This is a genomic window from Halomonas salsilacus, assembly GCF_051216275.1.
GTDB lineage: Bacteria > Pseudomonadota > Gammaproteobacteria > Pseudomonadales > Halomonadaceae > Halomonas.
Genome location: NZ_JBPKAQ010000002.1, coordinates 333,028 through 359,610, shown reverse-complemented (window position 1 = coordinate 359,610; position 26,583 = coordinate 333,028). Strand labels below are relative to the sequence as shown.

28 protein-coding genes are annotated in these 26,583 nt (G+C 68.9%); 10 read left to right on the top strand and 18 right to left on the bottom strand.

Annotated elements, in window-relative coordinates; translation table 11 throughout:
- Positions 1-188 precede the first annotated feature (188 nt).
- Positions 189-608 carry a SpoIIAA family protein gene (locus tag ACR80S_RS05120; RefSeq protein ID WP_435402708.1) on the top strand — a complete coding sequence of 140 codons (420 nt, stop codon included), beginning with the start codon at positions 189-191 and terminating at the stop codon, positions 606-608.
- Between the two features lie 24 nt (positions 609-632).
- Complete coding sequence (locus ACR80S_RS05115; RefSeq protein ID WP_435399452.1) at positions 633-1,400, top strand: ADP-ribosylglycohydrolase family protein; 768 nt, start codon at positions 633-635, stop codon at positions 1,398-1,400.
- Here the strand turns inward: ACR80S_RS05115 and ACR80S_RS05110 are convergent.
- A complete protein-coding gene (locus ACR80S_RS05110; protein WP_435402707.1) occupies positions 1,391-1,978 on the bottom strand; it encodes an ATP-binding cassette domain-containing protein in 588 nt (195 codons plus the stop codon). The genes ACR80S_RS05115 and ACR80S_RS05110 overlap by 10 nt on opposite strands.
- A gap of 138 nt (positions 1,979-2,116) precedes the next feature.
- On the opposite strand from ACR80S_RS05110, the gene ACR80S_RS05105 reads away from it, so the two are divergent.
- The gene (locus ACR80S_RS05105; RefSeq protein ID WP_435399421.1) at positions 2,117-2,854 is read left to right on the top strand and encodes an SIR2 family NAD-dependent protein deacylase; all 738 of its coding nucleotides are present in this window, start codon (positions 2,117-2,119) and stop codon (positions 2,852-2,854) included.
- Between the two features lie 54 nt (positions 2,855-2,908).
- Positions 2,909-3,703: a tRNA-uridine aminocarboxypropyltransferase gene (locus ACR80S_RS05100; protein ID WP_435402706.1), complete on the top strand. Its 795-nt coding sequence runs from the start codon at positions 2,909-2,911 to the stop codon at positions 3,701-3,703.
- A gap of 5 nt (positions 3,704-3,708) precedes the next feature.
- Here ACR80S_RS05100 and ACR80S_RS05095 read toward each other — a convergent pair whose 3' ends face one another.
- The 7 genes from ACR80S_RS05095 to def all read right to left on the bottom strand — a co-directional run bounded on the left by ACR80S_RS05095 (position 3,709) and on the right by def (position 11,220).
- Positions 3,709-4,956 carry a TraB/GumN family protein gene (locus ACR80S_RS05095; protein ID WP_435402705.1) on the bottom strand — a complete coding sequence of 416 codons (1,248 nt, stop codon included), beginning with the start codon at positions 4,954-4,956 and terminating at the stop codon, positions 3,709-3,711.
- Between the two features lie 65 nt (positions 4,957-5,021).
- Positions 5,022-6,470: a TrkH family potassium uptake protein gene (locus tag ACR80S_RS05090; RefSeq protein WP_435402704.1), complete on the bottom strand. Its 1,449-nt coding sequence runs from the start codon at positions 6,468-6,470 to the stop codon at positions 5,022-5,024.
- 27 nt (positions 6,471-6,497) lie between these two features.
- Positions 6,498-7,871: a Trk system potassium transporter TrkA gene (trkA, locus tag ACR80S_RS05085; protein WP_435399418.1), complete on the bottom strand. Its 1,374-nt coding sequence runs from the start codon at positions 7,869-7,871 to the stop codon at positions 6,498-6,500.
- Between the two features lie 100 nt (positions 7,872-7,971).
- Positions 7,972-8,178 carry a dodecin gene (locus ACR80S_RS05080; RefSeq protein WP_435399417.1) on the bottom strand — a complete coding sequence of 69 codons (207 nt, stop codon included), beginning with the start codon at positions 8,176-8,178 and terminating at the stop codon, positions 7,972-7,974.
- A 45-nt stretch (positions 8,179-8,223) separates the two neighbouring features.
- On the bottom strand, positions 8,224-9,594 hold the full coding sequence (rsmB, locus tag ACR80S_RS05075; RefSeq protein ID WP_435399416.1) for a 16S rRNA (cytosine(967)-C(5))-methyltransferase RsmB: 1,371 nt from the start codon (positions 9,592-9,594) through the stop codon (positions 8,224-8,226).
- On the bottom strand, positions 9,591-10,595 hold the full coding sequence (fmt, locus tag ACR80S_RS05070; RefSeq protein WP_435402703.1) for a methionyl-tRNA formyltransferase: 1,005 nt from the start codon (positions 10,593-10,595) through the stop codon (positions 9,591-9,593). The genes rsmB and fmt overlap by 4 nt, the downstream gene beginning before the upstream one ends.
- A gap of 112 nt (positions 10,596-10,707) precedes the next feature.
- Positions 10,708-11,220, bottom strand: coding sequence for a peptide deformylase (def, locus tag ACR80S_RS05065; RefSeq protein WP_435399414.1), 513 nt, complete (start codon positions 11,218-11,220; stop codon positions 10,708-10,710).
- Positions 11,221-11,447: 227 nt separating this feature from the next.
- Between def and ACR80S_RS05060 the strand changes: the two genes are divergently transcribed.
- From ACR80S_RS05060 to aroE, 5 genes are read left to right on the top strand one after another with little or no spacing between them, the layout of a single operon-like run.
- On the top strand, positions 11,448-12,506 hold the full coding sequence (locus ACR80S_RS05060) for a LysM peptidoglycan-binding domain-containing protein (protein ID WP_435402761.1): 1,059 nt from the start codon (positions 11,448-11,450) through the stop codon (positions 12,504-12,506).
- A 9-nt stretch (positions 12,507-12,515) separates the two neighbouring features.
- Positions 12,516-13,628, top strand: coding sequence for a DNA-processing protein DprA (gene dprA, locus ACR80S_RS05055; protein ID WP_435402702.1), 1,113 nt, complete (start codon positions 12,516-12,518; stop codon positions 13,626-13,628).
- A 53-nt stretch (positions 13,629-13,681) separates the two neighbouring features.
- Entirely contained in the window at positions 13,682-14,239 is a 558-nt protein-coding gene (gene tsaC / locus ACR80S_RS05050; protein ID WP_435402701.1) for an L-threonylcarbamoyladenylate synthase type 1 TsaC, read from the top strand.
- Between the two features lie 39 nt (positions 14,240-14,278).
- On the top strand, positions 14,279-15,208 hold the full coding sequence (hemF, locus tag ACR80S_RS05045) for an oxygen-dependent coproporphyrinogen oxidase (RefSeq protein WP_435402700.1): 930 nt from the start codon (positions 14,279-14,281) through the stop codon (positions 15,206-15,208).
- On the top strand, positions 15,205-16,017 hold the full coding sequence (gene aroE, locus ACR80S_RS05040; RefSeq protein ID WP_435399410.1) for a shikimate dehydrogenase: 813 nt from the start codon (positions 15,205-15,207) through the stop codon (positions 16,015-16,017). The genes hemF and aroE overlap by 4 nt, the downstream gene beginning before the upstream one ends.
- A 38-nt stretch (positions 16,018-16,055) precedes the next feature.
- On the opposite strand, the gene ACR80S_RS05035 is transcribed toward aroE, so the two are convergent.
- Together ACR80S_RS05035 and ACR80S_RS05030 are read right to left on the bottom strand one after the other, a co-directional pair.
- Positions 16,056-16,313, bottom strand: a complete 258-nt coding sequence (locus tag ACR80S_RS05035; protein ID WP_435399409.1) for a hypothetical protein — start codon at positions 16,311-16,313, stop codon at positions 16,056-16,058.
- Positions 16,314-16,350: 37 nt separating this feature from the next.
- The gene (locus ACR80S_RS05030; RefSeq protein ID WP_435402699.1) at positions 16,351-17,154 is read right to left on the bottom strand and encodes a M48 family metallopeptidase; all 804 of its coding nucleotides are present in this window, start codon (positions 17,152-17,154) and stop codon (positions 16,351-16,353) included.
- A gap of 127 nt (positions 17,155-17,281) precedes the next feature.
- On the opposite strand from ACR80S_RS05030, the gene ACR80S_RS05025 reads away from it, so the two are divergent.
- Positions 17,282-18,148, top strand: coding sequence for an ATP-binding protein (locus ACR80S_RS05025; RefSeq protein WP_435399407.1), 867 nt, complete (start codon positions 17,282-17,284; stop codon positions 18,146-18,148).
- 47 nt (positions 18,149-18,195) lie between these two features.
- Here the strand turns inward: ACR80S_RS05025 and ACR80S_RS05020 are convergent, their stop codons facing one another.
- The 8 genes from ACR80S_RS05020 to pilW form a co-directional block, all read right to left on the bottom strand.
- Positions 18,196-18,822: a hypothetical protein gene (locus ACR80S_RS05020; RefSeq protein WP_435399406.1), complete on the bottom strand. Its 627-nt coding sequence runs from the start codon at positions 18,820-18,822 to the stop codon at positions 18,196-18,198.
- A gap of 188 nt (positions 18,823-19,010) precedes the next feature.
- Complete coding sequence (gene der / locus ACR80S_RS05015; protein WP_435399405.1) at positions 19,011-20,417, bottom strand: ribosome biogenesis GTPase Der; 1,407 nt, start codon at positions 20,415-20,417, stop codon at positions 19,011-19,013.
- Positions 20,414-21,562, bottom strand: coding sequence for an outer membrane protein assembly factor BamB (gene bamB / locus ACR80S_RS05010; RefSeq protein WP_435402698.1), 1,149 nt, complete (start codon positions 21,560-21,562; stop codon positions 20,414-20,416). Before bamB ends, der begins: the two co-directional genes overlap by 4 nt.
- Positions 21,559-22,299 (bottom strand): YfgM family protein, encoded by a 741-nt coding sequence (locus tag ACR80S_RS05005; RefSeq protein WP_435402697.1) that lies wholly within the window; start codon positions 22,297-22,299, stop codon positions 21,559-21,561. The genes bamB and ACR80S_RS05005 overlap by 4 nt, the downstream gene beginning before the upstream one ends.
- Positions 22,300-22,354: 55 nt before the next feature.
- Complete coding sequence (hisS, locus tag ACR80S_RS05000; RefSeq protein WP_435399402.1) at positions 22,355-23,665, bottom strand: histidine--tRNA ligase; 1,311 nt, start codon at positions 23,663-23,665, stop codon at positions 22,355-22,357.
- A 44-nt stretch (positions 23,666-23,709) separates the two neighbouring features.
- On the bottom strand, positions 23,710-24,822 hold the full coding sequence (gene ispG / locus ACR80S_RS04995; RefSeq protein WP_435399401.1) for a flavodoxin-dependent (E)-4-hydroxy-3-methylbut-2-enyl-diphosphate synthase: 1,113 nt from the start codon (positions 24,820-24,822) through the stop codon (positions 23,710-23,712).
- 9 nt (positions 24,823-24,831) lie between these two features.
- The gene (locus ACR80S_RS04990) at positions 24,832-25,797 is read right to left on the bottom strand and encodes a RodZ domain-containing protein (protein WP_435399400.1); all 966 of its coding nucleotides are present in this window, start codon (positions 25,795-25,797) and stop codon (positions 24,832-24,834) included.
- Positions 25,798-25,827: 30 nt separating this feature from the next.
- Positions 25,828-26,580 (bottom strand): type IV pilus biogenesis/stability protein PilW, encoded by a 753-nt coding sequence (pilW, locus tag ACR80S_RS04985; protein ID WP_435399399.1) that lies wholly within the window; start codon positions 26,578-26,580, stop codon positions 25,828-25,830.
- Between the last annotated feature and the right edge of the window lie 3 nt (positions 26,581-26,583).

The window sequence follows — 26,583 nt, the reverse complement described above, 5'->3', positions numbered from 1 at the left end:
CGGTCATTCTGCCTGGCTCCATGTGTTGCGAACTCTCGGCGCGCCGGGGGCGCGACAGGTCATCTTAGGCGTTGTCAGAAAACTCTGCACCCGGGCAACCATCACTGCGCGCTGGGCCTGCCCCGGCGCACTATGCTGAAGGTGAGCGAGCCGCCTGGCTCTGCTCTCTGACCTCAAGGAGAACGCACATGTTGGACCTGATCTCCCACCCGGCGGCCCATGTGGTGGCGATGAAGGCGGGGGGTATCGTGACCGGCGCAGAACTGCAGCGTGCCATCGATGCCATCGAGGCCACCAAGCGGGCGCATCCGGTGATCAGTCTGGTGGTCGAGGTCGACGACCTGCGATTGATGACCCTGACCGCCCTGCTCAAGGACATCGGCTACGGTCTGACCCAACTCGGCGATCTCGGCCGCTACCATCGCGCCGCCGTGGTCACCGACCAGATGTGGATCGAACAGATCGTCCGTTTGGAAGAGCGACTGTTCAAGGCCGTGGAAATCCGCACCTTCCGGGGCGATGAGCACGCCGACGCCATGGCCTGGGCCGCGGAGCTGCCCAGGAATTCCCACGAGGATCCCGAAGAGGATGGCTATCACGGCGCCTGAACGGCAACAGGGGAGGGAAACGCCATGCTGGGCGCGATTGCCGGCGACATCATCGGCTCGGTGCACGAAGGCCGGGGCACCAAGCACCGTGACTTTCCGCTGTTCACGCCGCACAGCACCTTCACCGATGACAGCGTGCTCTGCGTGGCGGTGGCGGAGGTGCTGCTTAACGGCGTCGACTACGTCGACACCTTCCACGAGTACTTCCATCGCTACCCCGATGCAGGCTTCGGCGGCGGCTTCATGCGCTGGGCGGCGAGCCGGGACCGGCAACCCTACTTCAGCTGGGGGAACGGCTCGGCCATGCGGGTGCCGCCGGTGGGCTTCGCGGCCCGCTCCCTTGAGGAAGCTCTTGAGCTGGCAAAACGCAGCGCCGAGGTGACCCACGATCACCCCGAGGGCATCCGCGGGGCCCAGGCCGTGGCCGCGGTGATCTACCTGGCGCGCCAGGGGGCCGACAAGGCCGGTCTTCGCGAGGAGGTAGAAGCGCGTTTTGGCTATGACCTTGCGCGCTCCTTGGATGCGATCCGCCCCGGCTACCGGTTCGATGTCTCCTGCCAGGGCTCGGTGCCGGAGTCGATCATCGCCTTCCTGGAGTCCGACAGCGTCGAGGACGCGATTCGTAACGCCATCTCGCTGGGTGGCGACGCGGATACCCAGGCGTGCATGGCCGGGGCCATGGCGGAGGCCTTCCACGGCGGCTTGCCCGAGGCGCTGCGCCGCGAGACCCTCTCCCGCCTGCCTGTCGACCTGCGCCGGGTGTTAGAGGCCTTCGAGCGCCGCTACCCGTGATCCCCGGTACGTTTACCGCTCCCGCGATTGAAGGGGTGCAGCGCCTCGCGGGTGACGTGGAAGCGCAGGGTCTCGCCCTCGGCAACCGGCGGCTGGCCGGCGATGCGGATCACCGTGGGCTGGTCGTCGGGGCGGATACCGACGATATCGGTGCCCTTGGGCAGGTCGTGGAGCAGGGCCTTTGCGGTGTCGCCGCCCCCATTGGTGTGTAGATAGTCCAGCGGAATCAGGTTCACGGCCGGCGAGCCGATGAAGGTGGTCACGAACAGTGAAGCGGGCCGGGCGTAGATCTCCATGGGTGACCCCACCTGCTCGATGCGCCCGTCGTTGAGCACCACCAGGCGGTCGCCCAGGGTCATGGCCTCGAGTTGGTCGTGGGTGACGTAGAGGCTGGTGGTCTTCAGGCGGCGCTGCAGCTTCTTGATCTCCACCCGCATCTGCACCCGCAGCTTGGCGTCCAGGTTGGAGAGCGGCTCGTCGAACAGGAACACCGCCGGCTCACGCACCAGACCGCGGGCCATGGCCACCCGCTGGCGCTGGCCGCCGGAGTGACAGTGGCTCCTCGCGGCCCTCGTCATAGCCCTGTCATGCGCCTTGCCTCTCTTCGACCTCGATGACGCCCTTCTGGCCGCGCCGGGGTTGCGAGTGGTAATTTCAAGGGCCCGGCAGGTGGGCGTGACGTTCGGGGCGAGAGAGCGATCGGCGAGAGGTGGTGAATGGCGGAGCAGCGAGCGCCGCACCTGGTGGTCTTCACCGGGGCGGGTATCAGTGCCGAGAGCGGTATCCAGACCTTTCGGGCTGAGGATGGCCTGTGGGCCGATCACCCGGTGGAGGAGGTGGCCACGCCTCAAGCCTGGCGGAAGGATCCGGCCCGGGTGCTGGCGTTCTACAATCAGCGCCGCGACCAGGTGCGCCGAGCGCGCCCCAATACTGCCCACAAGGCGCTGGCGGCGCTCGAGAAGCAGGGCTTCCGGGTCAGCATCATCACCCAGAACATCGATGACCTCCACGAGCGGGCCGGTTCCCGTCAGGTGCTGCACCTGCACGGCGAGATCCTCAAGGCGCGCTCCACGGTGGACCGCCGCATGCACTATCCGCTGCCCCGCGGCGGCATTGAACTGGGCGACATCTGCGACAAGGGCAGCCAGCTCCGGCCCGACGTGGTCTGGTTCGGCGAGGAGGTGCCCCACTTCCTTGATGCCTGTGAACTGGTCAGCGAGGCGGACTTGCTGCTGGTGGTGGGCACATCGCTGGCCGTGATGCCGGCGGCCTCGCTGCTGCAATATGCGCCCTTCGACGCGCCCTGCGTGTTGGTGGACCCCGAGGCCGAGACGCTGGCGCCGCCGGGCGTGACCCGGGTCAGCCAGCCCGCCGGCCAGGGGGTGCCGGCGCTGGTACGCCACTGGAAGCGCGAGGGGCGGCTCTGGGTGCCGGATACCCTGCTGGCTTCCTGAAGGGCGTCTGAGGAGGTGCTAGAATGCGGCGCCTCTTCCGATGCGGTAGCCGCCATGCAGCACGATACGCCCGATAGCTGTGCCGATCGTCTTCCCGACGGGGTGCTTTCCCGAGACCCCGGTACCGGGCTTTCCCATGACCCCGGTACCGGTCATCCGCGTCCGCCGCGCCGCGAGTTCAAGTCCCGCGGCAGCCTCGTCGAGCGCTGTCCGGGTTGCAATCTGCCCGAGCTCAACTGTCTCTGCCCCTATGCGGTGACGTCAGAAAGCCATGCCCGGGTGTGGCTGCTCACCCACCCCATGGAGCACCACAAGCCCACCAACACCGGGCGGCTGATCCGCGACGTGCTGGTCGAGACCGAAGTCTTCACCTGGTATCGCACCGCGCCGGACAAGCGGCTGCTGGCGCTCTTGGAGGAAGCGCGCTACGCGCCCTTCGTGGTCTTCCCCGATGATCAGCCCGACTACGCCGAACGGGTGGTGGGCATCGACACCGTGGAACAGGTGAAGCAGGAAGGGCGGATTCCGGTCTATGTGCTGCTGGACGGCACCTGGCGCCAGGCCCGACGCATTTTCCGCAAGAGCCCCTACCTCAAGCAGCTGCCGGTGCTGCCGCTGCGCACCGAGCGGCTGACCCGCTACCGGTTGCGCAAGCCGGCCTCCGCCGAGCACCTGTGTACCGCCGAGGTGGCCGCGGAGCTGCTGCGTCAAGGCGGCGACATCGACGCCGCCCAGGCCCTGGGCGACTATTTCGACGCCTTCAACGACAGCTACGCCGCCAGCCGGCGCTTCGAGAAGATCGAAGCGCCGACGGCGGCGATGCAACGCCTGCTGGCCCGCAAGACCTGATCGCTTCAGGCCGTACCGCTGCCGAACAGCGCCCCGGCGATCCGGAAACCGGCGATCCAGGTGCCGGCGGCGGAGCCCAGGGTGGCCAGGATGAAGACCAGCAGGGTGCGCGAGACCCGGTTGCGCCACCAGCCCGCAAGCTCGGTGACGTCGTGGCGAAGGGTGGAGAAGTCACGCACCTTGGGCTTGCGCAGGTAGAGCTCGACCCCGGCGGCCACGAAGCCAGCGCCGATGGTGGGGTTCAGCGAGGTGAGCGGGGCGGCGAAGAAGGTCGCCGTCACCGTCAGCGGGTGGGCCAGGGCGACCAGGGTGGCGGCGGCCGAGAGCACGCCGTTGATCAGGAACCACTCGCCGACGAGCTGCCAGCCCAGCTCGGTGTTGCGCGAGAAGCCGATGGCGAAGCCGGTCAGCACTAATATGGTGATCAGCCAGGGCAGCGACTTCCAAAGCTTCGAGGGCGGCGGGGTGACCTCCAGGGCCTCACGCTCTGGCGTCGGGGCCTCGGGTAGCGGGGCCTCGAACTCTTCCGCCATGCCCTTCATGTGGCCGGCGCCGATCACCACCAGCACGTGGCGGTAGCGCCCCGGAGGGGCATCTTCGGCCAGGCGCAGCACCATGTAGCGGTCGCGCTCGCTGATCAGCGGCGTGTAGAGCGTCTCGGACTCGGCGGCGAACTCGCTGAAGGTGGACTCCAGCACATCGCCCTCCTTGAGCCGTTCGATCTCCGCGGCGGAGACGTCCTGGCGCGACAGCACGCTGCCCAGCAGGCCTGAGAACAGCGAGAATCGCTGCCACCAAGGCACGTTGTGGTAGATGCGCTTGAGGGTCACGCCGACATCGCGATCGATCAGCAGCAGCGGCAGGCCGGCCTCGCGGCTCTCCTCCAGGGCGGCGCGCATCTCGGCGCCGGGCTCGATGCCCGACTGTTCGGCCACGCGCTGCTGGAAGGCACCTAGCGCCAGGCTCGCCGCCACCATGCCGGCCTTGCCCTGGCGGAAGATCTCGAACAGGTCCTGATTGTGCATGGCGTCCGGGTTGGAGAGGCTCTGGTGGCGCGAGTCGCACAGCTCGATGGCCACGGCGTCGTACTCACCGGAGCGGATCAGTGCGCGCACGTCCAGCGCGCTCTCGGCGGAGACGTGGGCGGTGCCCAGCAGGGTGTAGCGGGTCTCGCCCACCTGGATGATGCGGCGCGGGCCGGTGACGCCGGCCGTTGGTTCGGTGGGCATCACGGTGTCCTGGGAGTCGGTCATGGACGCTCGGTATGAAGGAGTGAGAAGGGGATTATCCACGATGGGCCCAGGCAGGCCAAATCACCTCAGCGCCGCCAGAAGGCGGGGGTGAACAGCACCAGCACGGTGAAGATCTCCAGGCGGCCGAGCAACATGGCCATCACCAGGATCCACTTGGCCAGGGTCGGCAGTTCGCCGTAGTTGCGGGAGGCATCGCCCAGCGCCGGGCCCAGGTTGTTGAGCGCCGAGGCCACGGTGGACCAGGCGGTGACCTGGTCGACGCCGGTGGCCATCACGCCCACCAGCATCAGGAAGAACAGCATCACGAAGACCGAGAAGAAGCCCCACACCGCCTGGGCGATGCCGTCCGGTACGCTCACCTTGCCCACCTTCACCGCGATCACCGCGTTGGGGTGGATCAGACGCATCACCTCGCGCATGCCTTGCTTGATGATCAGGATGATGCGGATCACCTTCATGCCGCCCCCGGTGGAGCCCGAGCAGCCGCCGACGAAGGCGGCCATGAACAGCAGGAAGGGCAACGCACCCGGCCAGATCGAGAAGTTGGCCACCCCGAAGCCGGCGGTGGTGGCCACCGAGACCACCATGAAGATGCCGTGGCGCAGGCCCCGCTCGGTGTCGTAGGTATTGGTGAGCCACAGCGAGACCACGGTAATCACCGATAGGCCGAGCAGGAAGAGCAGCAGGAAGTGGGCCTCGGGGTCCTGGAAGTAGTGGGTGAGTCGCCGCTCGCGCCAGGCGACGAAGTGCAGGCTGAAGCTCACCGCGGAAACGATCAGGAAGAACACGCAGATCATCTCGATCACGGCGCTGTCGAAGTGTCCGATGCTGGCGTCGTAGGTGGAAAAGCCGCCAATGGCCACGGTGGAGAAGCTGTGGCCCAGGGCGTCGAACCAGTTCATCCCGGCGGCCATGTAGGCCAGCATGCAGGCCACGGTGAGGGAGGCGTAGATGTACCACAGCGCCTTGGCGGTCTCGGTGATGCGCGGGGTGAGCTTGGAGTCCTTGAGCGGCCCCGGGATCTCGGTGCGGTAGAGGGCCATGCCGCCGACGCCCAGCGTCGGCAGGATCGCCACCGCCAGCACCACGATGCCCATGCCGCCCAGCCACTGCAGCTGCTGGCGGTAGAAGCGGATCGACTCGGGGAGATATTCGATGCCGGTGATCACCGTGGCGCCGGTGGTGGTCAGCCCCGAAAAGGACTCGAACACCGCATCGGTAATGGAGAGGGCGGACTCGCCGGTGAGCATCAGCGGCAGCGAGCCGAACAGCGCCAGCACGCTCCAGAACAGCGCCGCGATCAGGAAGCCGTCGCGGGTGCGCAGCTCCTTGCGGGCTCGGCGGTTGGGCAGGAACATCGCAAGGCCCGTCAGCACGGTGATGCCGATGGCCACCGCGAAGGCGTCCCACTGGCCGTCGCCGAACAGCAGCGAGATCAGGACCGGCGGCATCATGGTCAGGCTGAACAGCATCAGCAGCATGCCGAGGATGCGCAGGATCATGCGCAGGCTCATCGCGCGAGGCTCCCCATGGTTGTCTGGCTAGAAGAAGGTCAGGCCGACCTGGAATAACCGCTCCACGTCGCGTAACCGGCGCTTGTCGATCACGAACAGGATCACGTGGTCGCCGGACTTCACCACCACGTCATCGTGGGCGATCAGCACCTCCTTGCCACGCACGATGGCGCCGATGGTGGTGCCCTTGGGCAGCTCGATCTCGCCGATGGCGCGCCCCACCACCCTGGAGGACTGGGTGTCACCGTGGGCGATCGCCTCGATGGCCTCCGCCGCGCCGCGGCGCAGCGAGTGCACATTGACGATGTCGCCGCGCCGCACGTGGGTCAGCAGGCTGCCGATGGTGGCCTGCTGGGGCGAGATGGCGATGTCGATCTCGCCGCCCTGCACCAGGTCCACGTAGGCGGCATTGTTGATCAGCGTCAGCACCTTCTTGGCGCCCATGCGCTTGGCCAGCATCGACGACATGATGTTGACCTCGTCGTCGTTGGTCAGGGCGCAGAAGATGTCGCACTCCTCGATGTTCTCTTCCTCCAGCAGCCGCTTGCTGGTGGCGCTGCCGTGCAGCACCACGGTACGGTCGAGGCGTTCGGAGAGCACCGTGCAGCGCTCCAGGTTGTGCTCGATGATCTTCACCTGGTGGCTGTGCTCCAGGTGCTCGGCGAGGCGCTCGCCGATGTTGCCGCCACCGGCGATCACTACCCGGCGGAAGTCGCGGTCGAGGCGGCGCAGCTCGCTCATCACCGCGCGGATGTCGCGGCGGGCGGCGATGAAGAACACCTCGTCGTCCGCCTCGATTACGGTGTCGCCGCGCGGGATGATCGGCCGGTTCTGGCGATAGATGGCCGCGACGCGGGTATCCACGCTGGGCATGTGGCGACGCAGGAAAGCCAGGTCCTGGCCCACCAGGGGGCCGCCGTAGATTGCCTTGACCGCCACCAGCTGCACCAGGCCGCCGGCGAACTCCAGCACCTGCAGGGCGCCAGGGTGCTCGATCAGCCGGCGGATGTGGTCGGTGACCACCTGCTCGGGACTGATCAGCACGTCGATGGGCACTGCCTCGTGGGCGAACAGCCCCTTGCGGGTGAGGTAGGCGGTAGCGCGCACCCGGGCGATCTTGGTGGGGGTGCGGAACAGGGTGTGGGCGACCTGGCAGGCGATCATGTTGACCTCGTCCTGGCTGGTCACCGCGATCAGCATGTCGGCGTCCTCGCAGCCCGCCTGGCGTAGCACCATCGGGTAGGAGCCGGGCCCCACCACGGTGCGGATGTCGAGCTTGGTGTGCAGCTCGCGCAGCTTGTTGCCGTCGGTGTCCACCACCGTGATGTCGTTCTCCTCCCGGGCCAGGTGTTCGGCCAGGGTGCCGCCGACCTGGCCGGCGCCGAGGATGATGATCTTCATGGAGTCTGATGTCCGCTGGCAGCGAGCGCGGCGCATCTTGTGCGCCGCAACAGGGTGGCGGCAAGCCTAAACCAGCCGCGGGGAGAAGAACAGCGCGCCATCAGTCGAGGGTGAAGCCGACCTTGATGGTGACCTGCCAGTGAGAAACGCGGCCGTGCTCCACCTGGCCACGGGTGTCGATCACCTCGAACCAGCGCATGCCGTGCAGGGTTTCACTGGCCTTGGTGATGGCACTCTCGATGGCCTGCTGGATGCCCTCCTCGGAGGAGCCAGTCAGTTCGATATGCTTGTAGGTATGGTTGCTCATGCGGACTCCGGTTGCTCGCCAAAAGGGGATCGGTCGACCGATGGCTCAGCCCGGCCGTTTCTTCAGTCTGGCATAGAAGAAGCCATCGTGGCTGTCGATCTGCGGCAGCAGCTGAAGGCCTGCGCCCGACGGCCGTCCCCAGGCTACGTCACCGGGAGTGGTGACCTCGGCGTCCGGGGTGCGCGACAGGAAGGCGGCGATCTGCTCGATGTTCTCCTCCGGCAGCACCGAGCAGGTGGCGTAGAGCAGGGTACCCCCGGGACGCAGCAGCGGCCACAGGTTGTCGAGCAGCCGCGTCTGCAGGGCGGCCAGGGACGCAATGTCGCTGGGGCGGCGCAGGCGCTTGATGTCGGGATGGCGACGGATCACCCCGCTGCCGGAGCAGGGGGCATCGAGCAGGATCGTGTCGAAGGGGGCGCCGTCCCACCACTCCCGGGCGGTGGCGTCACCGTGTTCCAGCCGTGCCGCGAGGCCCAGCCGGCCGAGTGCGTCCTCGACCCGGGCCAGGCGCTCGGCATCACTGTCCACCGCATGCACATCGATGTCGAAGAGCTCCAGCAGGTGTCCGGTCTTGCCGCCGGGGGCGCAGCAGGCGTCCAGCACCCGGGCGCCGGGGCGGGGCGCCAGGGCCGGGCCGAGCAGGACACTGGTGAGCTGGGCGGCCTCGTCCTGGACGCTGACGTCACCCTCGGCGAAGCCCGGCAGAAGCTGGACGTCGCAGGGCGTCTCCAGGGTGATGCCGTCCGGGGCATGCAGGCAGAGCCGCGCCTGAATGCCGGCAGCGGCCAACCGGTCCATATAGGCCTCCCGGTCGCCATGGCGGCGGTTGACGCGCAGGGTCATGGGGCCGGGTACGTTGTTGGCGCCGCAGATGGCGCGCCAGTCGTCGGGCCAGGCCTGGCGAAGCGCCTTGATCAACCATTGGGGGTGCAGCAGCGCCACCGCGGGGTCCTGGTCCACCTCGGCCTGCAACTCGGTGGCCTCCCGCTGGAGGCGGCGCAGGCAGCCGTTGAGCACCCGGGTGGCCCACTCCTTGCCGAGGAGGCGTGCCGCGCCGGCGGTCTCCCCAACCGCGGCATGGGCCGGAATGCGCAGGTAGAGCAGTTGATGGATGCCCAGCAGCAGCAGCGCCTGGATGTCGGCGTCGCGTACCTTGAAGGGCTTGTCCAGCAGCTTCGCCGCCAGTGCCTCGAGACGCGGCAGGGTGCGGCAGGTGCCGTAGCAGAGCGCCTTGAACAGGGCGCGGTCGCGGGCCACCACCTGGTGGTCATCGAGGCCGGTGAGTGACCCCTTGCCGGTGATCACCGGCACCAGGGCGCGAGCGGCGGCAGCGCGCACCGCCAGGCCGCCGTCGTTTTCCAGGCCGCGCTTGCGCTGGCGAGGCTCCCGGGGTCGATGGTTAGAGGGCTGGCTCATGCGGAGGCCTCCTCGTCATGGTGGCCCAGGTACAGGCCAGGCGTGAACCGCTCGGCTCGGGCGCGCAGCAGCTCACTCACCGGCAGCACCTTGCCGCCGGGCAGTTGGGCCTGGGTCACCCGCAGGACCTGGTCACCCTCGGGGCCGCAGGCGATGCGCAGGGCATCGGGAGCGTGCGCGCGCAGGGTGCCGGGGACGGTGGGCGTTTCGTCTTCGGCGAGCTCGCTCGCCTCGGCCATCAGCAGGCGCAGGCGGTCGTCCCCCAGTGCGCACCAGGCCACCGGCCAGGGGTTGAAGGCGCGCACCCGGGCGGCCAGGGCGGTGGCGGGCTCGCGGAAGTCCAGTTCGGCCTCGGCCTTGGAGAGCTTGGCGGCGTAGGTGACGCCGGCCTCGGGCTGGGGCGTGGCAGGAAGGCCTTCGCCGGCGAGGGCGTCCAGCGTCTCGACGATGGTCTCGCCGCCAAGGGCGGCCAGGCGGTCGTGGAGCTCGCCGCCGGTGGTCGTCGCGGTAATCGGCGTGCGCCGCACCAGCAGCATGGCGCCGGTGTCGAGCCCCTCGTCCATCTGCATGATGGTGACCCCGCTCTCGGCATCGCCGGCCTCGAGGGCGCGCTGGAGGGGGGCGGCGCCGCGCCAGCGCGGGAGCAGCGAGGCGTGGACGTTGAGGCAGCCCAGGGGGGGAATCTCCAGCACCGCCCTGGGCAGGATCAACCCATAGGCCACCACCACCATGATATCGGCGTCGAGGGCGGCCAGCTCGGCCTGGGCCTCGGGCGCCTTGAGCGTATCGGGCTGATGGACCGGCAGCCCGTGCTCGAGGGCGAGGCGCTTGACCGGGCTCGGAGTCAGCTTGCGGCCGCGGCCGGCGGGGCGGTCCGGCTGGGTGTAGACGGCGATGACGCGGTGGTGGCTGTCCAGCAGCGCCTGCAGACTCTCGGCGGCGAAATCGGGCGTGCCGGCGAAGATGACGCTGAGGGAGTGAGAGTCGAGGGGTCGGGACATGGTTCGGGCCTGGCAGGGAGTGGATGCCCTCTCATGATAACGGAGCCAGCCCCAAACGACGAAGGCCGACGCGTGGTCGGCCTTCCGGCTGGGGAGAGGCGGTGGAGCGGTCTCAGGCGGTCTGCATCTGCCTGTGGCGCTTCTGCATCTTCTTCATCACCCGATCACGCTTGAGCGGCGACAGGTAGTCGACAAACAGCACGCCCTCGAGGTGGTCATGCTCATGCTGGATGCAGTGGGCCAGCAGGCCGTCGGCCTCGAGCTCGTAGGGCTTCCCGTCGCGACCCAGTGCCTTGAGATGGACCCTGAGCGCCCGGGGCACCTCGGCGTAGTACTCGGGGATCGACAGGCAGCCCTCGGACATGAGGTCGCGCTCGCCGCCGATGGGCGTGAATTCGGGATTGATCAGCACCAGCGGGCGTGACTGGTCGTCGCTGACGTCCATCACGATCACCCGGCGGTGGACGTCCACCTGGGTGGCGGCCAGCCCGATACCGCGGGCGTCGTACATGGTCTCGAGCATGTCATCGACCAGCTGGCGGACCTCGTCGTCGACCGCATCCACCGGCGCTGCTCGGGTACGCAGCCGCTCGTCGGGGAATTCGAGGATCGGTAATTTGGCCATGGCGTTGGTTTCACCGTTATGCTGTCATTTACAGAATGACACTATTCTAGAGGGGCGCCGTCGGTAGAGAAACCGCCGAACGCGCATCACGTCGATAACCTCAGACTATAGCATGCCGGCCAGGTTCGATGAGAGCGCACAGGGCCAGGTGCAACGACGCGGGGAGAGCAGGGATGAAGCAGACGAACGAGGGCAAGGGGCAGCGCCGTTGGCCCGCCACGGCGGCGATGCTGCTGGGCATGGCGGTGGCACTGGGGAGCCTGGCCGGGGGCGCCCTGGCCCAGGGGCTCAGCTGGAACGATGGCCTGCGGGGAGACGCCCCGGACCGCTACACGGTGGTGCGTGGCGATACCCTGTGGGACATCTCCGGCCGCTTCCTTCAGCACCCCTGGCAGTGGCCCGAGGTGTGGCAGGTCAACCCCCAGATCCGCAATCCGCACCTGATCTACCCGGGCGACGTCGTCTACCTCTATGACTGCAACGGCCGTCCCTGCCTGGGGCTGGAGCGCGGCCAGGGCCAGGTACGGCTCTCGCCGGAGATGCGCACCATTTCCCACCGCGAAGCGATCGAGCCGATCCCCCTGGAGGCGGTCCGCCACTTCCTGCGCGATCATCGCATCGTCGATGACCCCGAGTCCCTCGACGAGTTGGCCTATGTGGTCGGTGGCGACGACCGCCGCCTGATGAGCGGCGTGGGCGACCGCCTCTATGCACGCGGCGAGGTAGAGGGCAGCGGCCGGGTCGGGTTCTATCGGGTCGGTGAGCGCTTCCTCGATCCGGCCAGCGGCGAGCTGCTGGGGCTGGAACTGGAGAGCGTCGGCCAGGCGCGTCGCGAGCGCCAGGCCGACGAGATCGTGGTGCTGGAGGTGACCTCGTCCCGCCAGGAGGTGCGCAACGACGACATCGTGCTGCCGCTGGAGGTCCGCGACCTGGTCACCGAGTTCTACCCCCGCGCCCCGGATCGCGATGTGGAAGGCACCCTACTGTCGGTGCCTGGGGGCGTGCAGTTCATCGGCCGCCTGCAGGTGGTGACGCTGGATCGTGGCCGCCGCGACGGCCTCGAGCCCGGCCATGTGCTGATGGTCGAACAGCGCGGCGAGCTGGTCAGCGACCCGCGGACCGGCGAATCCCTGCGCCTGCCCGGCGAGGACGCCGGCCTGGTGATGGTCTTCCAGCCCTACGAGAAGATGAGCTACGGCCTGGTGATGAAGGCCAGCCGCACGCTCTCGGTGGGTGACCGCGTGCATACCCCCGAGCGCGCCCTGGGCGCCGCCGCCCTGCGCTGAGGCAATGCCATGACCACCCAGCGTCCCGGCGCCCGGGAGTGGCTGGCCCTCTCCCGGTTGCCGGGCCTGGGGGCCGTTCGGTTGGCCGAGCTGGCCGCCACGGCTTCGGCCTGGCCCGATGGCTGGCTGGCGCTGCTACCCCGGGAGGCCGCCACGGCGCTGCGGCTGTGGCTGGATCATCCCGGGCGCAGCCCGCTGACTGACGAGATCGCCCGGGCCGAGGCGTGGCTCGCCGAGGCCCCCGATCGCCACCTGCTCCACCCCGACCACCCCCACTGGCCGACCCTGCTCGCCGAGATCCCCGACCCGCCGCCGCTGCTGTGGGCTTGGGGGGATCTGGCCGCGCTCGCGCCTCCCCGGCTGGCCATGGTGGGCGCACGGCGCGCCACCCGGGAGGGGCTGACCAACGCCTCGACCTTCGCTCGCGAACTGGCCGGGCGAGGCTGGTGCGTGGTCAGCGGCATGGCGCTGGGCATCGACGCCGCCGCGCAGCAGGCGGCGCTTGACGCCGATGGCACCAGTGTGGCGGTGCTCGGCTGCGGCGTGGACGTGGCCTACCCGCCGCGTCACCACCGGCTGCATGCGCGGCTGCGCGAGCCCGGCGGCCTGCTGCTCTCCGAGCATCCGCCCGGCACCCCGGCGCGGGCAGCCTTCTTTCCCCGGCGCAATCGCATCGTCACCGGCCTCGCCTTCGGTGTGCTGGTGGTGGAGGCGGCCGAGCGCAGCGGCTCCTTGGTCAGCGCCCGCCTGGCCGGCGAGCAGGGGCGCGAGGTGTTCGCGCTACCGGGCTCCATCCACAACCCCCAGGCCCGCGGCTGCCTGCGGCTGATCCGCGACGGGGCGGTGCTGGTGCGCGACGTCGACGATATCGTCGCCGAGCTGACCCAGTGGCTGCCCGCATCGAGCCCCCAGGCGCGCCCCGGCCAGCTTCCCGCCGGAGGCGAGTCCTCGCCCGGCGACCCGCTGCTGCGCTGGCTGAGCGGCCAGCCGACGCCGGTGGACACTCTGGTGGGGCTCTCGGGGCTCGGCATTGCCGAGTGCCAGCGGCGCCTGCTGGAACTCGAGCTGGAGGGGCGAGTGGCCCACGCCGCCGGCGGCTGGGTGCGCCTCTCGGGGGCGTGATAGAATCCCCGGCCATTCTTGAATCCAGCCGTGTCCTTCACCGAGGAGACCCCATGAGTCAGGCCAGCCAGATCACGCACGCCGTTGCCTCCCTGCGTCGGGGGGGCGTGATCGCCTATCCCACCGAGGCCGTGTGGGGGCTCGGCTGCGACCCGGACAACGACGAGGCCCTGACCCGGCTGCTGCGTCTCAAGCAGCGCGATCCCGCCAAGGGCGTGATCCTGGTGGCCGGCAGTATCAATCAGTTCGCGCCCTGGCTCGAGGGGCTGCCCATCGAGCTTCACGCCCCCCTGGCGGCCAGCTGGCCGGGCCCCCACACCTGGCTGGTGCCCGACAATGGCCGCAGCCACGGCCTGGTCCGCGGCGGTCACGCCAGGGTGGCGCTGCGGGTCAGCGCCCACCCCCTGGTCGCGGCCCTGTGCGACGCCCTCGGCGGGCCCATCGTCTCCACCTCAGCCAACCGGGCCAGCGAGCCATCGGCCATGAGCGCCGATGAGGTCCACGCCGCCTTCGGCGATGAACTCGATGCCATCGTCGAGGGAGAGCTCGGCGGCCTCGAGCGCCCCAGCACCATCCGCGACCTGGTCACCGGCCAGCTGATGCGCCCCTGATACCTGTTTTTTTATCCGCCTGGCTTCGAGGAGATCGCCTTGGCCCACGCCCGACTCGATGACATCAAGACCTACCTGCTCGACCTACAGGACCACCTCTGCGCGGGCCTGGCCGCCGAGGACGGCGGCGAAGGCTTTCGTGAGGAGGCCTGGGAACGCCCTGAAGGGGGCGGCGGGCGATCCCGGGTGATCGAGCATGGCCGCGTGTTCGAGAAGGGCGGCGTCAACTTCTCCCACGTCTTCGGCGAACGCCTGCCCCCCTCGGCCACTGCGGCCCGGCCCGAGCTGGCAGGGCGCAGCTTTCACGCGGTGGGCGTCTCCTGGGTGCTGCACCCGGAGAACCCCCACGTGCCCACCAGCCACGGCAACGTGCGCTTTTTCATCGCCGAGAAGCCCGGCGAAGACCCGGTCTGGTGGTTCGGCGGCGGCTTCGACCTGACCCCCTACTACCCGGTGCTTGAAGATGTGGTGCACTGGCATCGTGTCGCCCGCGACGCCTGCGCGCCCTTCGGCGAGGATGTCTACTCCCGCTACAAGGCCTGGTGCGACGACTACTTCTTCCTCAGGCACCGCGATGAGACCCGCGGCGTGGGCGGGCTCTTCTTCGATGACCTCAACGAGGGCGGCTTCGAGACCTGCTTCGCCTTCCAGCGCGCCGTGGGCGACGCCTTCCTCGAGGCCTACCTGCCCATCGTCCGCCGCCGCCGAGAGGCGGCCTGGGGCGAGCGCGAGCGCGATTTCCAGCTCTATCGCCGCGGACGCTACGTGGAGTTCAACCTGGTGTGGGACCGCGGCACCCTGTTCGGGCTGCAGAGCGGCGGGCGCACCGAATCGATCCTGATGTCGATGCCGCCCCTGGCGCGCTGGGCGTACGGCTGGACGCCCGAGCCCGGCAGCCCCGAGGCGCTGCTCTACGAGGCGTATCTGCATCCCCGCGACTGGTTGGGGGAAGAGGAGGCCTGCCCATGACCGACCGCTACTGCGTCTTCGGCCATCCCGTTACCCATTCGAAGTCCCCGGCCATCCATGCCGCCTTCGCCGCCCAGATCGGCGAGGCGCTCGAGTACACCGCCATCGAGGCGCCCCTGGACGACTTCGCCGGCGCCTGGCGGCGCTTCGTGGCCGAGGGGGGGCGCGGCGCCAACGTCACCGTGCCCTTCAAGGAGGAGGCCTTCCGCCTCTGCGATACGCTGAGCCAGCGGGCCCGGCGGGCCGGGGCGGTCAATACGCTGCTACTGGGCAAGAACGGCCTGACGTATGGGGACACCACCGACGGTGTTGGCCTGGTGCGCGACCTGAAGCGCCACGGGGTGACCCTGGCCGGCGTCCGCCTCCTGGTGCTTGGCGCGGGTGGGGCGGTGCGCGGGGTGCTGGCGCCGCTGCTGGCCGAGGGGCCGGCGAGCCTGCGGGTGGCCAACCGCACCGCCGCCAAGGCCGAGGCCCTGGCCGCCGACTTCCGCGACCTGGGCGAGATCGCCGGCGGCGGCTTCAACGCCGTGGCCGGTCGGTTCGACGTGGTGATCAACGGCACCAGCGCCAGCCTCGCCGGTGACCTGCCGCCGCTGCCGGATGAGCTGTTCGCTGCGGGGGCCACTGCCTATGACATGATGTACGGTGCGGCGCCCACGGTCTTCCTGCGTTGGGCCACCGAGCGCGGGGCTCGCCCGGTGGATGGCCTCGGGATGCTGGTGGAGCAGGCGGCGGAGTCCTTCTTCCAGTGGCGCGGCAAGCGCCCCGACACCCCCCCGGTGCTGGAGGCGCTCAGGGCGTCGCTTTAATCTCGGCGCCGCCTTCAGCGGCGCTAGACATGGAGCCCTCAGCGTCTCTTGACGTACAGCCCCACCATGCAGAGCCCCATGCCGACCACCGACAGTAGCATGCCGCCGTTGACCAGCCATGGATAGCGCTGTAGCCAGGAGACGAAGGGCTGGGGCGTGTCGCGGCACACCCCCTCCAGGTAATCCCAGTAGCCGCCGGCGTGGAGGCAGTCGCGCACGTCCGACAGCTCCCAGAAGTAGACCCCCATCAGCAGCAGGATGGGGGCGATCAACAGCAGCAGTCCAAGCTTCAGCATTCGCTATCCAGAGGTAGGGTGGGGAATCATCGTTGTCCTAGGGGCGCGGGCAGTTCGGCGTGCGTCCCGCCTGGCGGGCCTGTTCGAATCGCGCTACCGCCTCGGGCATGTTGGCCTGCAGGCCCGCCATGCGTTGGCCCTGGCTGGGGTGGGTGGACATCCAGGCCGGGGGGCGAGCCCCGCCGGCGGCCTCCATGTTCTCCCACAGGGCGACGCTGGCGCGCGGGTCGAAGCCGGCATCGGCCATCAGCCGCAGGCCGATCACGTCGGCCTCGCTCTCGTGGCGGCGCGAGAAGGGCAGCAGCACGCCGTACTGGGCGCCGAGGCCCAACGCCCCCATCATCTGCTGCCCCCCCGGCCCCTGCATGCCGGAGACAGAGGAGAGCACGGAGAGGCCGAGTTGGGTGGCGGTCTGGGTGGAGACCCGCTCGTTGGTGTGACGGGCCAGCACGTGGCCGATCTCGTGGCCGACCACCGCGGCCAGCTGGTCCTGGGTCCGGGCAACGTTCAGCAGTCCGGTGTTGATGCCCATGTAGCCACCCGGCAGGGCGAAGGCGTTGGCCTGCTCCGATTCGAAGACGCGAATCTGCCAGTCCTGGGCGCGCTGCTGCTCCGCCGGCAGTGCGCCGACGATGGCCTCGGCCACGCACTGCGCGTAGTGGTGGGTGGCGCCACCCACGGTGGGCAGGTCCTGCTGGTACTGGTCGAACGCCTGGGCGCCCATCTCGTTGAGCTGGGCATCGGAAACCAGGGTGAGCTGCTGTCGTCCGGTGGGCGAGGTGGCGCAGGCGGTGAGGGTGAGGCTCAGCACGCCGACGGCGAGCAATGGGAACCAGCGCATGGGGGGTCTCCTGTGACCGGTCTTGTTCGTCTCAGTGCGGTATGACGCTGGACGGCACGACAAGGTTCGCCACAAGATACCCTGAATGCCTGCAAGGTCAACCGCTCGACACGGAGAAGGAGCCCCCATGGACGCCGAGCTGACGCGCCGATTGATGAACCTGCTGGATCACGTGGAGCACTGGTTGCCGCCTCCTCCCCAGGAGGTGGACTGGCACCGCGATGTGGCGGCCCTGTGGCAGCGCCACAGCCTGGGGGGACGGCTGCTGCCGGTGCCGCCCCGGGATGCCCTGAGCCTGGACGACCTGCTGGGAATCGAGCGCCAGAAGCTGGCGCTGGTCGACAATACCCGCGCCTTCCTGCAGGGGCTGCCGGCCAACCATGCGTTGCTGTGGGGCTCCCGGGGGAGCGGCAAGTCGTCGCTGATCCGCGCGCTGCTCAACTCACTGTCGCCGGACGGGCTGCGCCTGGTGCAGGTGGATCGCCATGATCTCGCCGGCCTGCCGATGCTGGTGGAGCAGCTGCGCCACCACGACCAGCGCTTCGTGGTCTACTGCGACGACCTCTCCTTCGAGGGCCATGACGACGCCTACAAGGCGCTCAAGAGCGTGCTGGACGGCGCCCTGACCGGCCCGCCGCCCAACGTGCTGCTCTATGCCACCTCCAACCGCCGCCACCTGCTGCCGGAGTCGATGAGCGACAACGAGGGCTCGCGGCTGGTGGGCGACGAGCTGCACCACGGCGACGCCGTGGAGGAGAAGATCTCACTCTCCGACCGCTTCGGCCTGTGGCTGGGGTTCCATCCCTTTAATCAGGATGTCTACCTGGAGGCCTGCTGCCACTGGGTCACCCAACTGGGTCGCCGGGACGACTGGAACGCCGAGGCTCGCGCCGAGGCGATCCGCTTCGCCACCCTGCGCGGCGGACGCAGCGGCCGCGGCGCCTGGCAGTTCGCCACCCAGTGGGTGGGCCGCCGGCGCCTGCATGGGAAGTAGTGGGAGGCCGGTCGACGGGGTAGCACCGAGTCGACCTAGTATCCGCATTACCCCCGCGGAATCAGCGAGCCGTCCTCGCCCACGCCCAGGCGGATGGTGGGGGTGAGCAGGCCGGCGGGCAGGGTCATGCCCAGGCCGCGCAGGTCGCCGGGGGTGATGGCCAACTCGCTGCCGGCGGGCAGCTCCCCCTGGCGGGCCAGTTGGCTGGCCAGTTCCACCATGGGGCTCAACTGCTCGCGGCCGCCGCCGAGCAAGTCGAAGGCCACCGGCAGGCGCAGGTTGGCATCGTCACCCGAGGTCAGGGTCACATCCTGCTCGTAGTTGCCGCTCACCGGGTCGACGCCCGGCATGTCCAGTGACCAGCGAAAGCCCGACATCTCCACCGGTGGCATGCCCATCGGCAGGCCCAGGCCCATGGCCAGTGTCGCCTGCACCGGCAGGCTGCCGGCGCCGAAGCTCGACATCGCCAGCGACATGATGTCGCTGGTGTCCAGTCGGGCATCCACGGCGTAGGGGCCGATGCGCACCTCCTCCACTCCCAGCGAGGTCACCGCCAGGCGGAAGGCGAAGAGCCCAGTCTGGGGCAGGGCCAGGCATCCGGCCAGCAGGGCGGATAGGCACAGCGGTGCGAGCAGCCGCCAGCGCCGGAAACGGGCAGGAACAAGACGAAACATAGGTGTGGGTATCTCCTTTCAGGAACGCGTAGGGGAAGCAGGCGGGCCCTGATGGCCGCGATGCTGCAGCGCAAAACGGCGTGTTTGAACTGACCATGCGATGCCGGGAAGGGTCCGGAAAGCGACAGTGGCCGGCTCAATGTGAGGCGCAGGCGCAGGCGCAGGCGCTGTCGGTCTGGCGGGGTGCCTCAGCGGCGGCGGCTGTTGCGAGCCTCCTGGGTGCGTCCCAGTTCGCGCTTCTTGGCCTTCTCGCGGTCGCTGGCGTCGGCCATCGGGTCGAAGGGGTTCTTGCCCGAGCGGAACTCGAAGCGCATCGGCGTGCCGCGAACCTTCAGCACCTTGCGGAAGGTGTTGGTCAGGTAGCGGCGGTAGGCCTCGGGCAGCGACTCGGTCTGGTTGCCGTGGACCACGATGATCGGCGGATTGGCGCCGCCCTGGTGAGCCATGCGCAGCTTTATCCGCCGGCCATGCACCAGGGGCGGCTGGTGGGATTCTACCGCGTCCTGGAGGATGGTGGTCAGGCGGTTGGTGGACCAGTGGGCATTGGCCGAGGCGAAGGCACGTTCCAGCGACGGGTAGAGGTCACCCACGCCGGTGCCGTGGAGCGCCGAGATGAAATGCAGGTCGGCGTAGTCGGCAAAGCCCAGGCGGCGCTTGATCTCGGCGCGCATCTTCTCCTTGGCCTCATGCTCCAGGCCATCCCACTTGTTGACCGCCAGCACCAGGGCGCGGCCGCTGGTCAGCACGTAGTCGAGCAGGTGCAGATCCTGTTCCACCAGGCCCGAGCGGCCATCCAGCACCACGATGGCGACGTGGCACTCCTTGATCGCCTCCAGGGTCTTGATGATCGAGAACTTCTCGGCGATCTCGTGGACGTTCTTGCGCCGCCTGACCCCGGCGGTATCGATCAATACGTAGGGCTTGCCGCGGCGCTCGAAGGGGATCTCGATGGCGTCCCGGGTGGTCCCGGCCTCGTCGAAGACCACCACCCGCTCCTCGCCGAGCAGGCGGTTGACCAGGGTCGACTTGCCCACGTTGGGGCGTCCGATCACGCCGATGCGGATTCCCTTGGTGCCGGTGTCCGCCGGGATGCTCTCATCGCGCTCGGGGAAGGGCGCGAGCACCTCCTCGATCAGCGTGGTGACATTACGGCCGTGGGCGGCGGCGATGGGGCGCGGCTCGCCCAAGCCCAGTTCCCAGAACTCGGCGGTGGCGGTGGCCTCGTCCAGGCCGTCGGTCTTGTTGACCACCAGCCAGGTCTTCTTCTGGTTGACCCGCAGGTGGTTGGCGATGGCCTGGTCGGCGACGTTGAGGCCGGCCCGGGCATCCACCAGAAACAGCACGATGTCGGCCTCGTCGATGGCGACCAGTGATTGTTCGGCCATGGCCGCGTCGATGCCGTCCTCGTCGCCGCTGATGCCGCCGGTGTCGATCACCGTGTAGGCCTTGTCGCCGAGCAGGCCGTTGCCGTACTTGCGGTCGCGGGTCAGGCCTGGAAAGTCGGCCACCAAGGCGTCACGTGAGCGGGTCAGGCGGTTGAACAGGGTCGACTTGCCCACGTTGGGGCGGCCGACCAGGGCGATCACGGGTGTCATTGGATGTCCAGGGTCTCTAGGCTGCCGTCATTGGCGAGCACATGGATGCGACGGCCCTCGGTGATCGGTCGCACGCTGATGCCGGAGCGGTCGACTCGCTCGCGGCCGACGATCTCGCCGCTGCGGGCGTCGATCAGATGCAGATAGCCCTCGAAGTCGCCGAACACCAGGTTGCCGTCGGCGAAGGCCGGGGAGGTGATGCTGCGACCCTCCAGGGCGGTGTTGCGCCAGATCTCCTCGCCGTTGTCGGCATTCAGGGCATGGATGTGGCCCGCCTCGTTGACGACGAACAGGAAGTCACCGACCAGCACCGGGGTGTGGTAGCTGGAGAAGTCAATGGCCCACAGCGGCTCGCCGCGCGTGGCTTCCAGGGAGGCTAGGCGGCCGTTGAAGCTGGTGACGAACAGGCGGCCGTCGGGGGTCAGCACCGGTTGGGCGGCCAGGTCCACCAGGCGATCGATGTCGCTGCGGCCCTGGGCCACGGCGATGCGCCGCTCCCACAGCGGCTGTCCGCTGTTGTTGTCCAGGGTTACCAGGCGGCCGTTGGCGAAGCCGGCGAAGGTCACCGGGTCGATCACGGTGGGGGTGCCGGTGCCGCGCAGGGTCAGCGACGGGCGGGTGGCTGTGTAGCTCCAGCGCTCCTCGCCGCTGACACGATCCAGGGCGGTGACGCTGCCGTCGACGCTCTGCACCACCAGCAGCTGTTGGTTGGGCTGCGGGGCGGCCAGGATTTCGCTGGGTACGCGGGCGCGCCAACGCACGCTACCGTCGCGCTGGCTGAGCGCCAGCACCTCGCCGGTGCGGGTGCCCAGGTAGACGTCGCCGGCCACGGCGGTCAGGGCGCTGGAGACCGGCACCTCGAGGTCCACCTGCCACTGGCGGTCGCCGTCTTCGGCGGCTAAGGCGGCCACCCGGCCGCGCTCGTCGGCGGCAAACAGGGTGTCGCCATCCCGGGAGGGGGCGATCGGGTAGGAGGCGCGACCCAGGCCACGGCCGACCCGCTGGCTCCAGACGCTGGAAAGTTCGACGCGCTCCTCGAAGTTGCCGAGCTCCTTGGGCGGATACTGCGGCTCCACCTTGTTGCCGGCGCAGCCCGCCAGCAGGGCGAGGCCAGCCACGGCGGCGATCAGGAAAGTCGGTTTCATGAGTCCAGTCCCCGGTTTTCAAGACCTGAGTTTTCAAGACCTGAGTTTTCAAGACCTGAGTTTTCAAGACCTGAGTGGTCAAGACCTGAGTAGTCAAGACCTAAGTTGTCGAGCTTGAGCTGTACGCCGTAGAGCTGCTGTCCGCGAGCCTCGGCCATGTCCAGCGCCTCGCGCCAGGCCGCGCCGGCGTCGCTTTCGCGGCCCAGGGCGTGATGGGCGTCGCCGCGCACCTCGGCGCGCTGGGCGGCCAGGGCATCGGGCACGCCGGCCTCGAGGGTGGAAAGTGCGGCCTCGGCGTTGCCGTCGGCGACCTGCAGGCGGGCCAGACGTAGTCGCGCCAGGCCCTTGACGTAGTCGCGGTCGCTGGCATCGATCACCGCTTCCAGGGTGGCGCGGGCGTCGGCCAGATCCTCCTGGGCCACCGCCAGGCGGGCGTCGATCAGTCTGGCCAGGTCGGCGTAGAGGGTCTTGCCGTGGTTGTCGGTGATCTCGATCACCAACTCGCGGGCCTCGACGATGCTGGCGTCGTCGAGCTGGGTGCCGGCGGTCAGGTTGATAAGATGCTGGTAGCGGGCCGAGGCGGCGCTGGCCTGATTCTCCTGGTAGTTCTGCCAGGCGTTCCAGCCGAAGACGCCGGCGGCGGCGATGGCCACCCCGGCGATCAGCGCCATGCCGTTTTCCTTCCACCAGCGCTTGAGCGCATCTAGCTGCTCTTCCTCGGTTCTCAACTCCGCCACGGGCGGTCTCCTTGTGTACGTGTGGGCGCCGGTAAATGGCCGGCTGCCCGGGTGATCAGGTGTCCTGCTCAGCCAGCAGCCCCGTGAGGGTCTCGGCCAGGGCGTCCTGGGTGAGGCTCTGTTGCTCGCGCTCCTCGCGCAGGAACTTCAGGGTCGCCGTGCTATGGGCCAGCTCGTCCTCGCCCAGCAGCAGCGCCAGCCGCGCACCGCTCTTGTCGGCCTTCTTGATGCGGCTCTTGAAGCTGCCGCCGCCGCAGTGTAGCTGGGCGCGCAGGCCGGGTAGCTCGCCGCGCAGCCGCTCGCCGAGCAGCAGGGCGCTGGCGGTGGCGGCGTCATCCATGGGCAGCAGGTAGAGGTCGAGTACACCGTGGGCGGTCTCCGGTACCAGCGCGAGGGTCTCGAGCAGCAGCACCAGGCGTTCGATGCCCATGGCGAAGCCAACCGCCGGGGTCGGCTTGCCGCCCAGCTGCTCTACCAGGCCGTCATAGCGGCCGCCGGCGCACACCGTGCCCTGGCTGCCCAACACCGTGGTGGTCCATTCGAAAACGGTGCGGCCGTAGTAGTCCAGGCCGCGCACCAGCCGCGGATTGATCACGTAGGCGATGCCAGCGGCGTCGAGCATGGTGCACAGCGCCTCGAAGTGCTCGCGGGATTCGTCGTCCAGGTGGTCAATCAGCTTCGGGGCATCGGCCAGTATCGCGGCCATCTCGGGATTCTTGGAATCCAGGATGCGCAGCGGATTGCTGGTCAGCCGGCGGCGGGAGTCCTCGTCGAGCCGCTCCTGGTGCTGCTCGAAGTAGGCCACCAGGGTGTCACGGTAGGTGGCGCGGGCCTCACTGGAGCCCAGGGAATTGAGCTCCAGGGAGACGTGCTCCATCAGGCCCAGCTCGCGCCACAGTCGAGCGGAGAGCAGGATCACCTCGGCGTCGATGTCAGGGCCCTCCAGGCCGAAGGCCTCCACGCCCACCTGATGGAACTGGCGGTAGCGGCCCTTCTGGGGACGCTCGTGGCGAAACATCGGGCCCTGGTACCAGAGCCGCTGGGTCTGGTTGTGCAGCAGGCCATGCTCCATGGCGGCGCGCACGCAGCTCGCGGTGCCTTCCGGACGCAGGGTCAGGCTGTCGCCGTTGCGGTCCTCGAAGGTGTACATCTCCTTCTCGACGATGTCGGTGACCTCGCCGATGGAGCGCTTGAACAGCGCCGTCTGCTCGACGATAGGGGTGCGGATCTCGGCATAGCCGTAGCGGGCCAGCAGCCCGCGCACCTTGCCCTCGAAGTACTGCCAGAGCGGGGAGTGCTCCGGCAGCAGGTCGTTCATGCCGCGGATGGCCTGGATCTTCTTCTTGCTACTGTCGGACTTGCTCAACGCTTGCTCCTCGATGGGTCGCCGCGGCGATGGGGGGCTGCGGCTCAGCCGCGGGCGATCATGTCCTGGTCGGCCTGTTGCTTCTCGCGCACCTTGTCGCGAATGAGGCGCTCGAGGTCGTCGACCAGGTGCTCGTTGCGCAGCTTGCTGGCGGGTTTGCCGTCGATGTAGACGAGGTTGGCCGGGGTGCCGCCGGTGAGGCCGATGTCACTTTCCTTGGCCTCGCCGGGGCCGTTGACCACGCAGCCGATTACCGAGACGTCGAGCGGGGTCATGATGTCCTCGAGGCGCTCCTCCAGGGCGTTCATGGTGCCGATGACGTCGAAGTTCTGGCGCGAGCAGCTGGGACAGGCGATGAAATTGATGCCCTTGGCGCGCAGGCGCAGGCTCTTGAGCATGTCGAAGCCGACCTTGATTTCCTCGACGGGATCCGCGGCCAGCGACACGCGGATGGTGTCGCCGATGCCGTCCATCAGCAGTAGCCCCAGGCCGATCGAGGACTTGACGGTACCCGAGCGCAGCCCGCCCGCCTCGGTGATGCCCAGGTGCAGGGGCTGCTCGATCAGGCCGGCCAGCTTGCGGTAGGCGGCCACCGCCATGAAGACGTCGGAGGCCTTGACGCTGACCTTGTACTCCTGGAAGTCGAGGCGGTCGAGATGGTCGATATGGCGCATGGCGGACTCGACCAGGGCGTCCGGGGTGGGCTCGCCGTACTTCTTCTGCAGGTCCTTCTCCAGCGAGCCGGCGTTGACGCCGATGCGGATCGGGATGCCGTTGTCCCGGGCGGCCGAGACCACGGCGCGCACCCGGTCCTCGCGGCCGATGTTGCCGGGGTTGATGCGCAGGCAGTCGACGCCGAGCTCGGCGACGCGCAGGGCGATCCTGTAGTCAAAGTGGATGTCCGCGACCAGCGGGACGTCCACCTCACGCTTGATCCTGCCGAAGGCCTCGGCGGCGTCCATGTCGGGCACCGAGACGCGCACGATATCGGCGCCGGCGGTCTCGAGCTGACGGATCTGCGCCACGGTGGCGGCCACGTCCAGAGTGTTGGTGTTGGTCATGCTCTGCACGGAGATGGGGGCGTCGCCCCCGACCGGTACATGACCGACGTGAATCTGGCGTGACTTGCGACGAATGATGGGGGATGGGGCGTGCATGATGACGGATCAATCTCCCAGGGTGAAGCGAGCGACGTTGTTGGCGCCGGCGCGGGCGGGGAGGTCGACGCTGTCGCCGGCCCACACCAGCTCGACGCCGGTGGCGTTGCCCACGGTCAGGCGAAAGGGCGGTTCGCCTTCGACGCTGGCTGTGGTGCCGGGTTCCTGCAGGCCGACGAAGATGCGCTGGTTGTTGGCATCGAAGATCTCGGTCCAGGACTGCTCGTTGAAGGTCAACTCGAGCCGGCGCGGGCTGGCGGCGGTCGTGGTGACCTCTTCCTCCGCGGCGGCCTCGTCGGACACCTCGTCGCCAATGTCGGGCTCGGCATCGTCCAGCGCCAGGGCGCTCTCGGCGTCGACCTCGGCGGGCTCATCGGCCAGGGCGGCGGGGTCTTCCACCAGCCCCAGGCTCTCTGCCCCCGCGGGCAGCGGCGGCAGGCTCTCGGCGGGCGCTTCGGTGACCGGAGGGGTCTCGGGTTCGGCGATGGTGGTGGTGGTGCCGTCCAGACCGTCTACGGCTACCGGGCTACTGTCACCGATGCCGGGGGGCTCGTTGCCGCCGCGACTCTGCCACCACATCAGGGTCAGGCCGATCAGGCCGGCGATCACCAGCAGGGTCACCAGCCGAAACAGCCAGGCGCCGATGCGCGACGGCGGCCGGGTGATCTGCACGGGCGTGACGCGGCGTTCTGCCTCCTCGCCGCCGAAGCGAGTGCGATAGGCGTCGAGTACCGGCTTGTCATCGATGCCCAGCAGGTGAGCATAGGCGCGCAGATAGCCGCGCCGATAGGCGGCGACCGGCACCTCCTCGTAGCTGTCTTCCTCGAGCCCGCGAACCACCGCCGGGCGCAGGTTGAGCCCACCGGCCACCTCGGTGACGGAGAGGCCCTGGGTCTCCCGCTCGTTCCTGAGCTGCTCGCCCGGTGAGGCCGTGAAGGCGGTATCCGCGGGGTCCGGTGTCTGGGTGTCGCTCATGGCTGAGCATCCTTCGTCAAGAGTCTTGGATCAGGGCGTGCCGGGGCGGCCGTCCAGTTGTTCGGAATAGAAGGCTGCGGTGGCCCGGTCACCCCTCGCCTCGGCGATCTGCCGGGCCAGGCGCAGTGCCTCGGGGCTGGCCCCGGCCAGGCGGATGAAGGTGTCGATCTGCTGTTGGGCGAGATCGTGGTTGCCGGCGGCGTGCTCCAGTTCGGCCCGGGCGTAGTAGCTGCGCGGATTGCGCGGGTCGATGTTCTGGGCCCGCTCCAGGCTCTGTCGGGCTGCCGTGAGATCGCCCAACTCACGCTGACATTGCCCCAGGTTGGCAAACAACTGGGACCGGGCCGGATACTGGGCGTCACTCGAGGCCTGTTCGAGCTGTTCGCAAGCCTCGCGGATACGCCCCTGGTCATAGAGGAAGGCCGCGTAATTGTTGCGTCCCCGGGTGAAGCCGCGATCCGCCGACAGGGCGCGCTGGAAGGCATCGTCGGCCAGCGAGCGCTCGCCCTGTCGCTGGTAGATCATGGCCATGGCCTGCAGCGCCTCGGGGTCGTTGGGATCAATCGACAGCGCCCGATCCAGGGCGCCCATGGCGCGTTGCAGGCTGTTGCGTTCCAGGTAGGCCATGCCCAACTGGGTATAGGCGTCCGCCGGGCTCGCCTCGCGCTCGCCGCTGCCGAGGCCCTGGGGCTGGGTCGCGCAGCCGGCAAGCCACAGGCTACCCAGCAGCAGGGTCAGGGTGGGCAGTCGCGAGGTGCCGGTCTGGCGGATACGGCGCGTCATGGT

Bases quoted from the DNA above. Each gene is read 5' to 3' on its own strand.
- ACR80S_RS05120 (WP_435402708.1), top strand. From the start codon at position 189: ATGTTGGACCTGATCTCCCACCCGGCGGCCCATGTGGTGGCGATGAAG.
- ACR80S_RS05115 (WP_435399452.1), top strand. From the start codon at position 633: ATGCTGGGCGCGATTGCCGGCGACATCATCGGCTCGGTGCACGAAGGC.
- ACR80S_RS05110 (WP_435402707.1), bottom strand. From the start codon at position 1,978: ATGACGAGGGCCGCGAGGAGCCACTGTCACTCCGGCGGCCAGCGCCAG.
- ACR80S_RS05105 (WP_435399421.1), top strand. From the start codon at position 2,117: ATGGCGGAGCAGCGAGCGCCGCACCTGGTGGTCTTCACCGGGGCGGGT.
- ACR80S_RS05100 (WP_435402706.1), top strand. From the start codon at position 2,909: ATGCAGCACGATACGCCCGATAGCTGTGCCGATCGTCTTCCCGACGGG.
- ACR80S_RS05095 (WP_435402705.1), bottom strand. From the start codon at position 4,956: ATGACCGACTCCCAGGACACCGTGATGCCCACCGAACCAACGGCCGGC.
- ACR80S_RS05090 (WP_435402704.1), bottom strand. From the start codon at position 6,470: ATGAGCCTGCGCATGATCCTGCGCATCCTCGGCATGCTGCTGATGCTG.
- trkA (WP_435399418.1), bottom strand. From the start codon at position 7,871: ATGAAGATCATCATCCTCGGCGCCGGCCAGGTCGGCGGCACCCTGGCC.
- ACR80S_RS05080 (WP_435399417.1), bottom strand. From the start codon at position 8,178: ATGAGCAACCATACCTACAAGCATATCGAACTGACTGGCTCCTCCGAG.
- rsmB (WP_435399416.1), bottom strand. From the start codon at position 9,594: ATGAGCCAGCCCTCTAACCATCGACCCCGGGAGCCTCGCCAGCGCAAG.
- fmt (WP_435402703.1), bottom strand. From the start codon at position 10,595: ATGTCCCGACCCCTCGACTCTCACTCCCTCAGCGTCATCTTCGCCGGC.
- def (WP_435399414.1), bottom strand. From the start codon at position 11,220: ATGGCCAAATTACCGATCCTCGAATTCCCCGACGAGCGGCTGCGTACC.
- ACR80S_RS05060 (WP_435402761.1), top strand. From the start codon at position 11,448: ATGCTGCTGGGCATGGCGGTGGCACTGGGGAGCCTGGCCGGGGGCGCC.
- dprA (WP_435402702.1), top strand. From the start codon at position 12,516: ATGACCACCCAGCGTCCCGGCGCCCGGGAGTGGCTGGCCCTCTCCCGG.
- tsaC (WP_435402701.1), top strand. From the start codon at position 13,682: ATGAGTCAGGCCAGCCAGATCACGCACGCCGTTGCCTCCCTGCGTCGG.
- aroE (WP_435399410.1), top strand. From the start codon at position 15,205: ATGACCGACCGCTACTGCGTCTTCGGCCATCCCGTTACCCATTCGAAG.
- ACR80S_RS05035 (WP_435399409.1), bottom strand. From the start codon at position 16,313: ATGCTGAAGCTTGGACTGCTGCTGTTGATCGCCCCCATCCTGCTGCTG.
- ACR80S_RS05030 (WP_435402699.1), bottom strand. From the start codon at position 17,154: ATGCGCTGGTTCCCATTGCTCGCCGTCGGCGTGCTGAGCCTCACCCTC.
- ACR80S_RS05025 (WP_435399407.1), top strand. From the start codon at position 17,282: ATGGACGCCGAGCTGACGCGCCGATTGATGAACCTGCTGGATCACGTG.
- ACR80S_RS05020 (WP_435399406.1), bottom strand. From the start codon at position 18,822: ATGTTTCGTCTTGTTCCTGCCCGTTTCCGGCGCTGGCGGCTGCTCGCA.
- der (WP_435399405.1), bottom strand. From the start codon at position 20,417: ATGACACCCGTGATCGCCCTGGTCGGCCGCCCCAACGTGGGCAAGTCG.
- bamB (WP_435402698.1), bottom strand. From the start codon at position 21,562: ATGAAACCGACTTTCCTGATCGCCGCCGTGGCTGGCCTCGCCCTGCTG.
- ispG (WP_435399401.1), bottom strand. From the start codon at position 24,822: ATGCACGCCCCATCCCCCATCATTCGTCGCAAGTCACGCCAGATTCAC.
- ACR80S_RS04990 (WP_435399400.1), bottom strand. From the start codon at position 25,797: ATGAGCGACACCCAGACACCGGACCCCGCGGATACCGCCTTCACGGCC.
- pilW (WP_435399399.1), bottom strand. From the start codon at position 26,580: ATGACGCGCCGTATCCGCCAGACCGGCACCTCGCGACTGCCCACCCTG.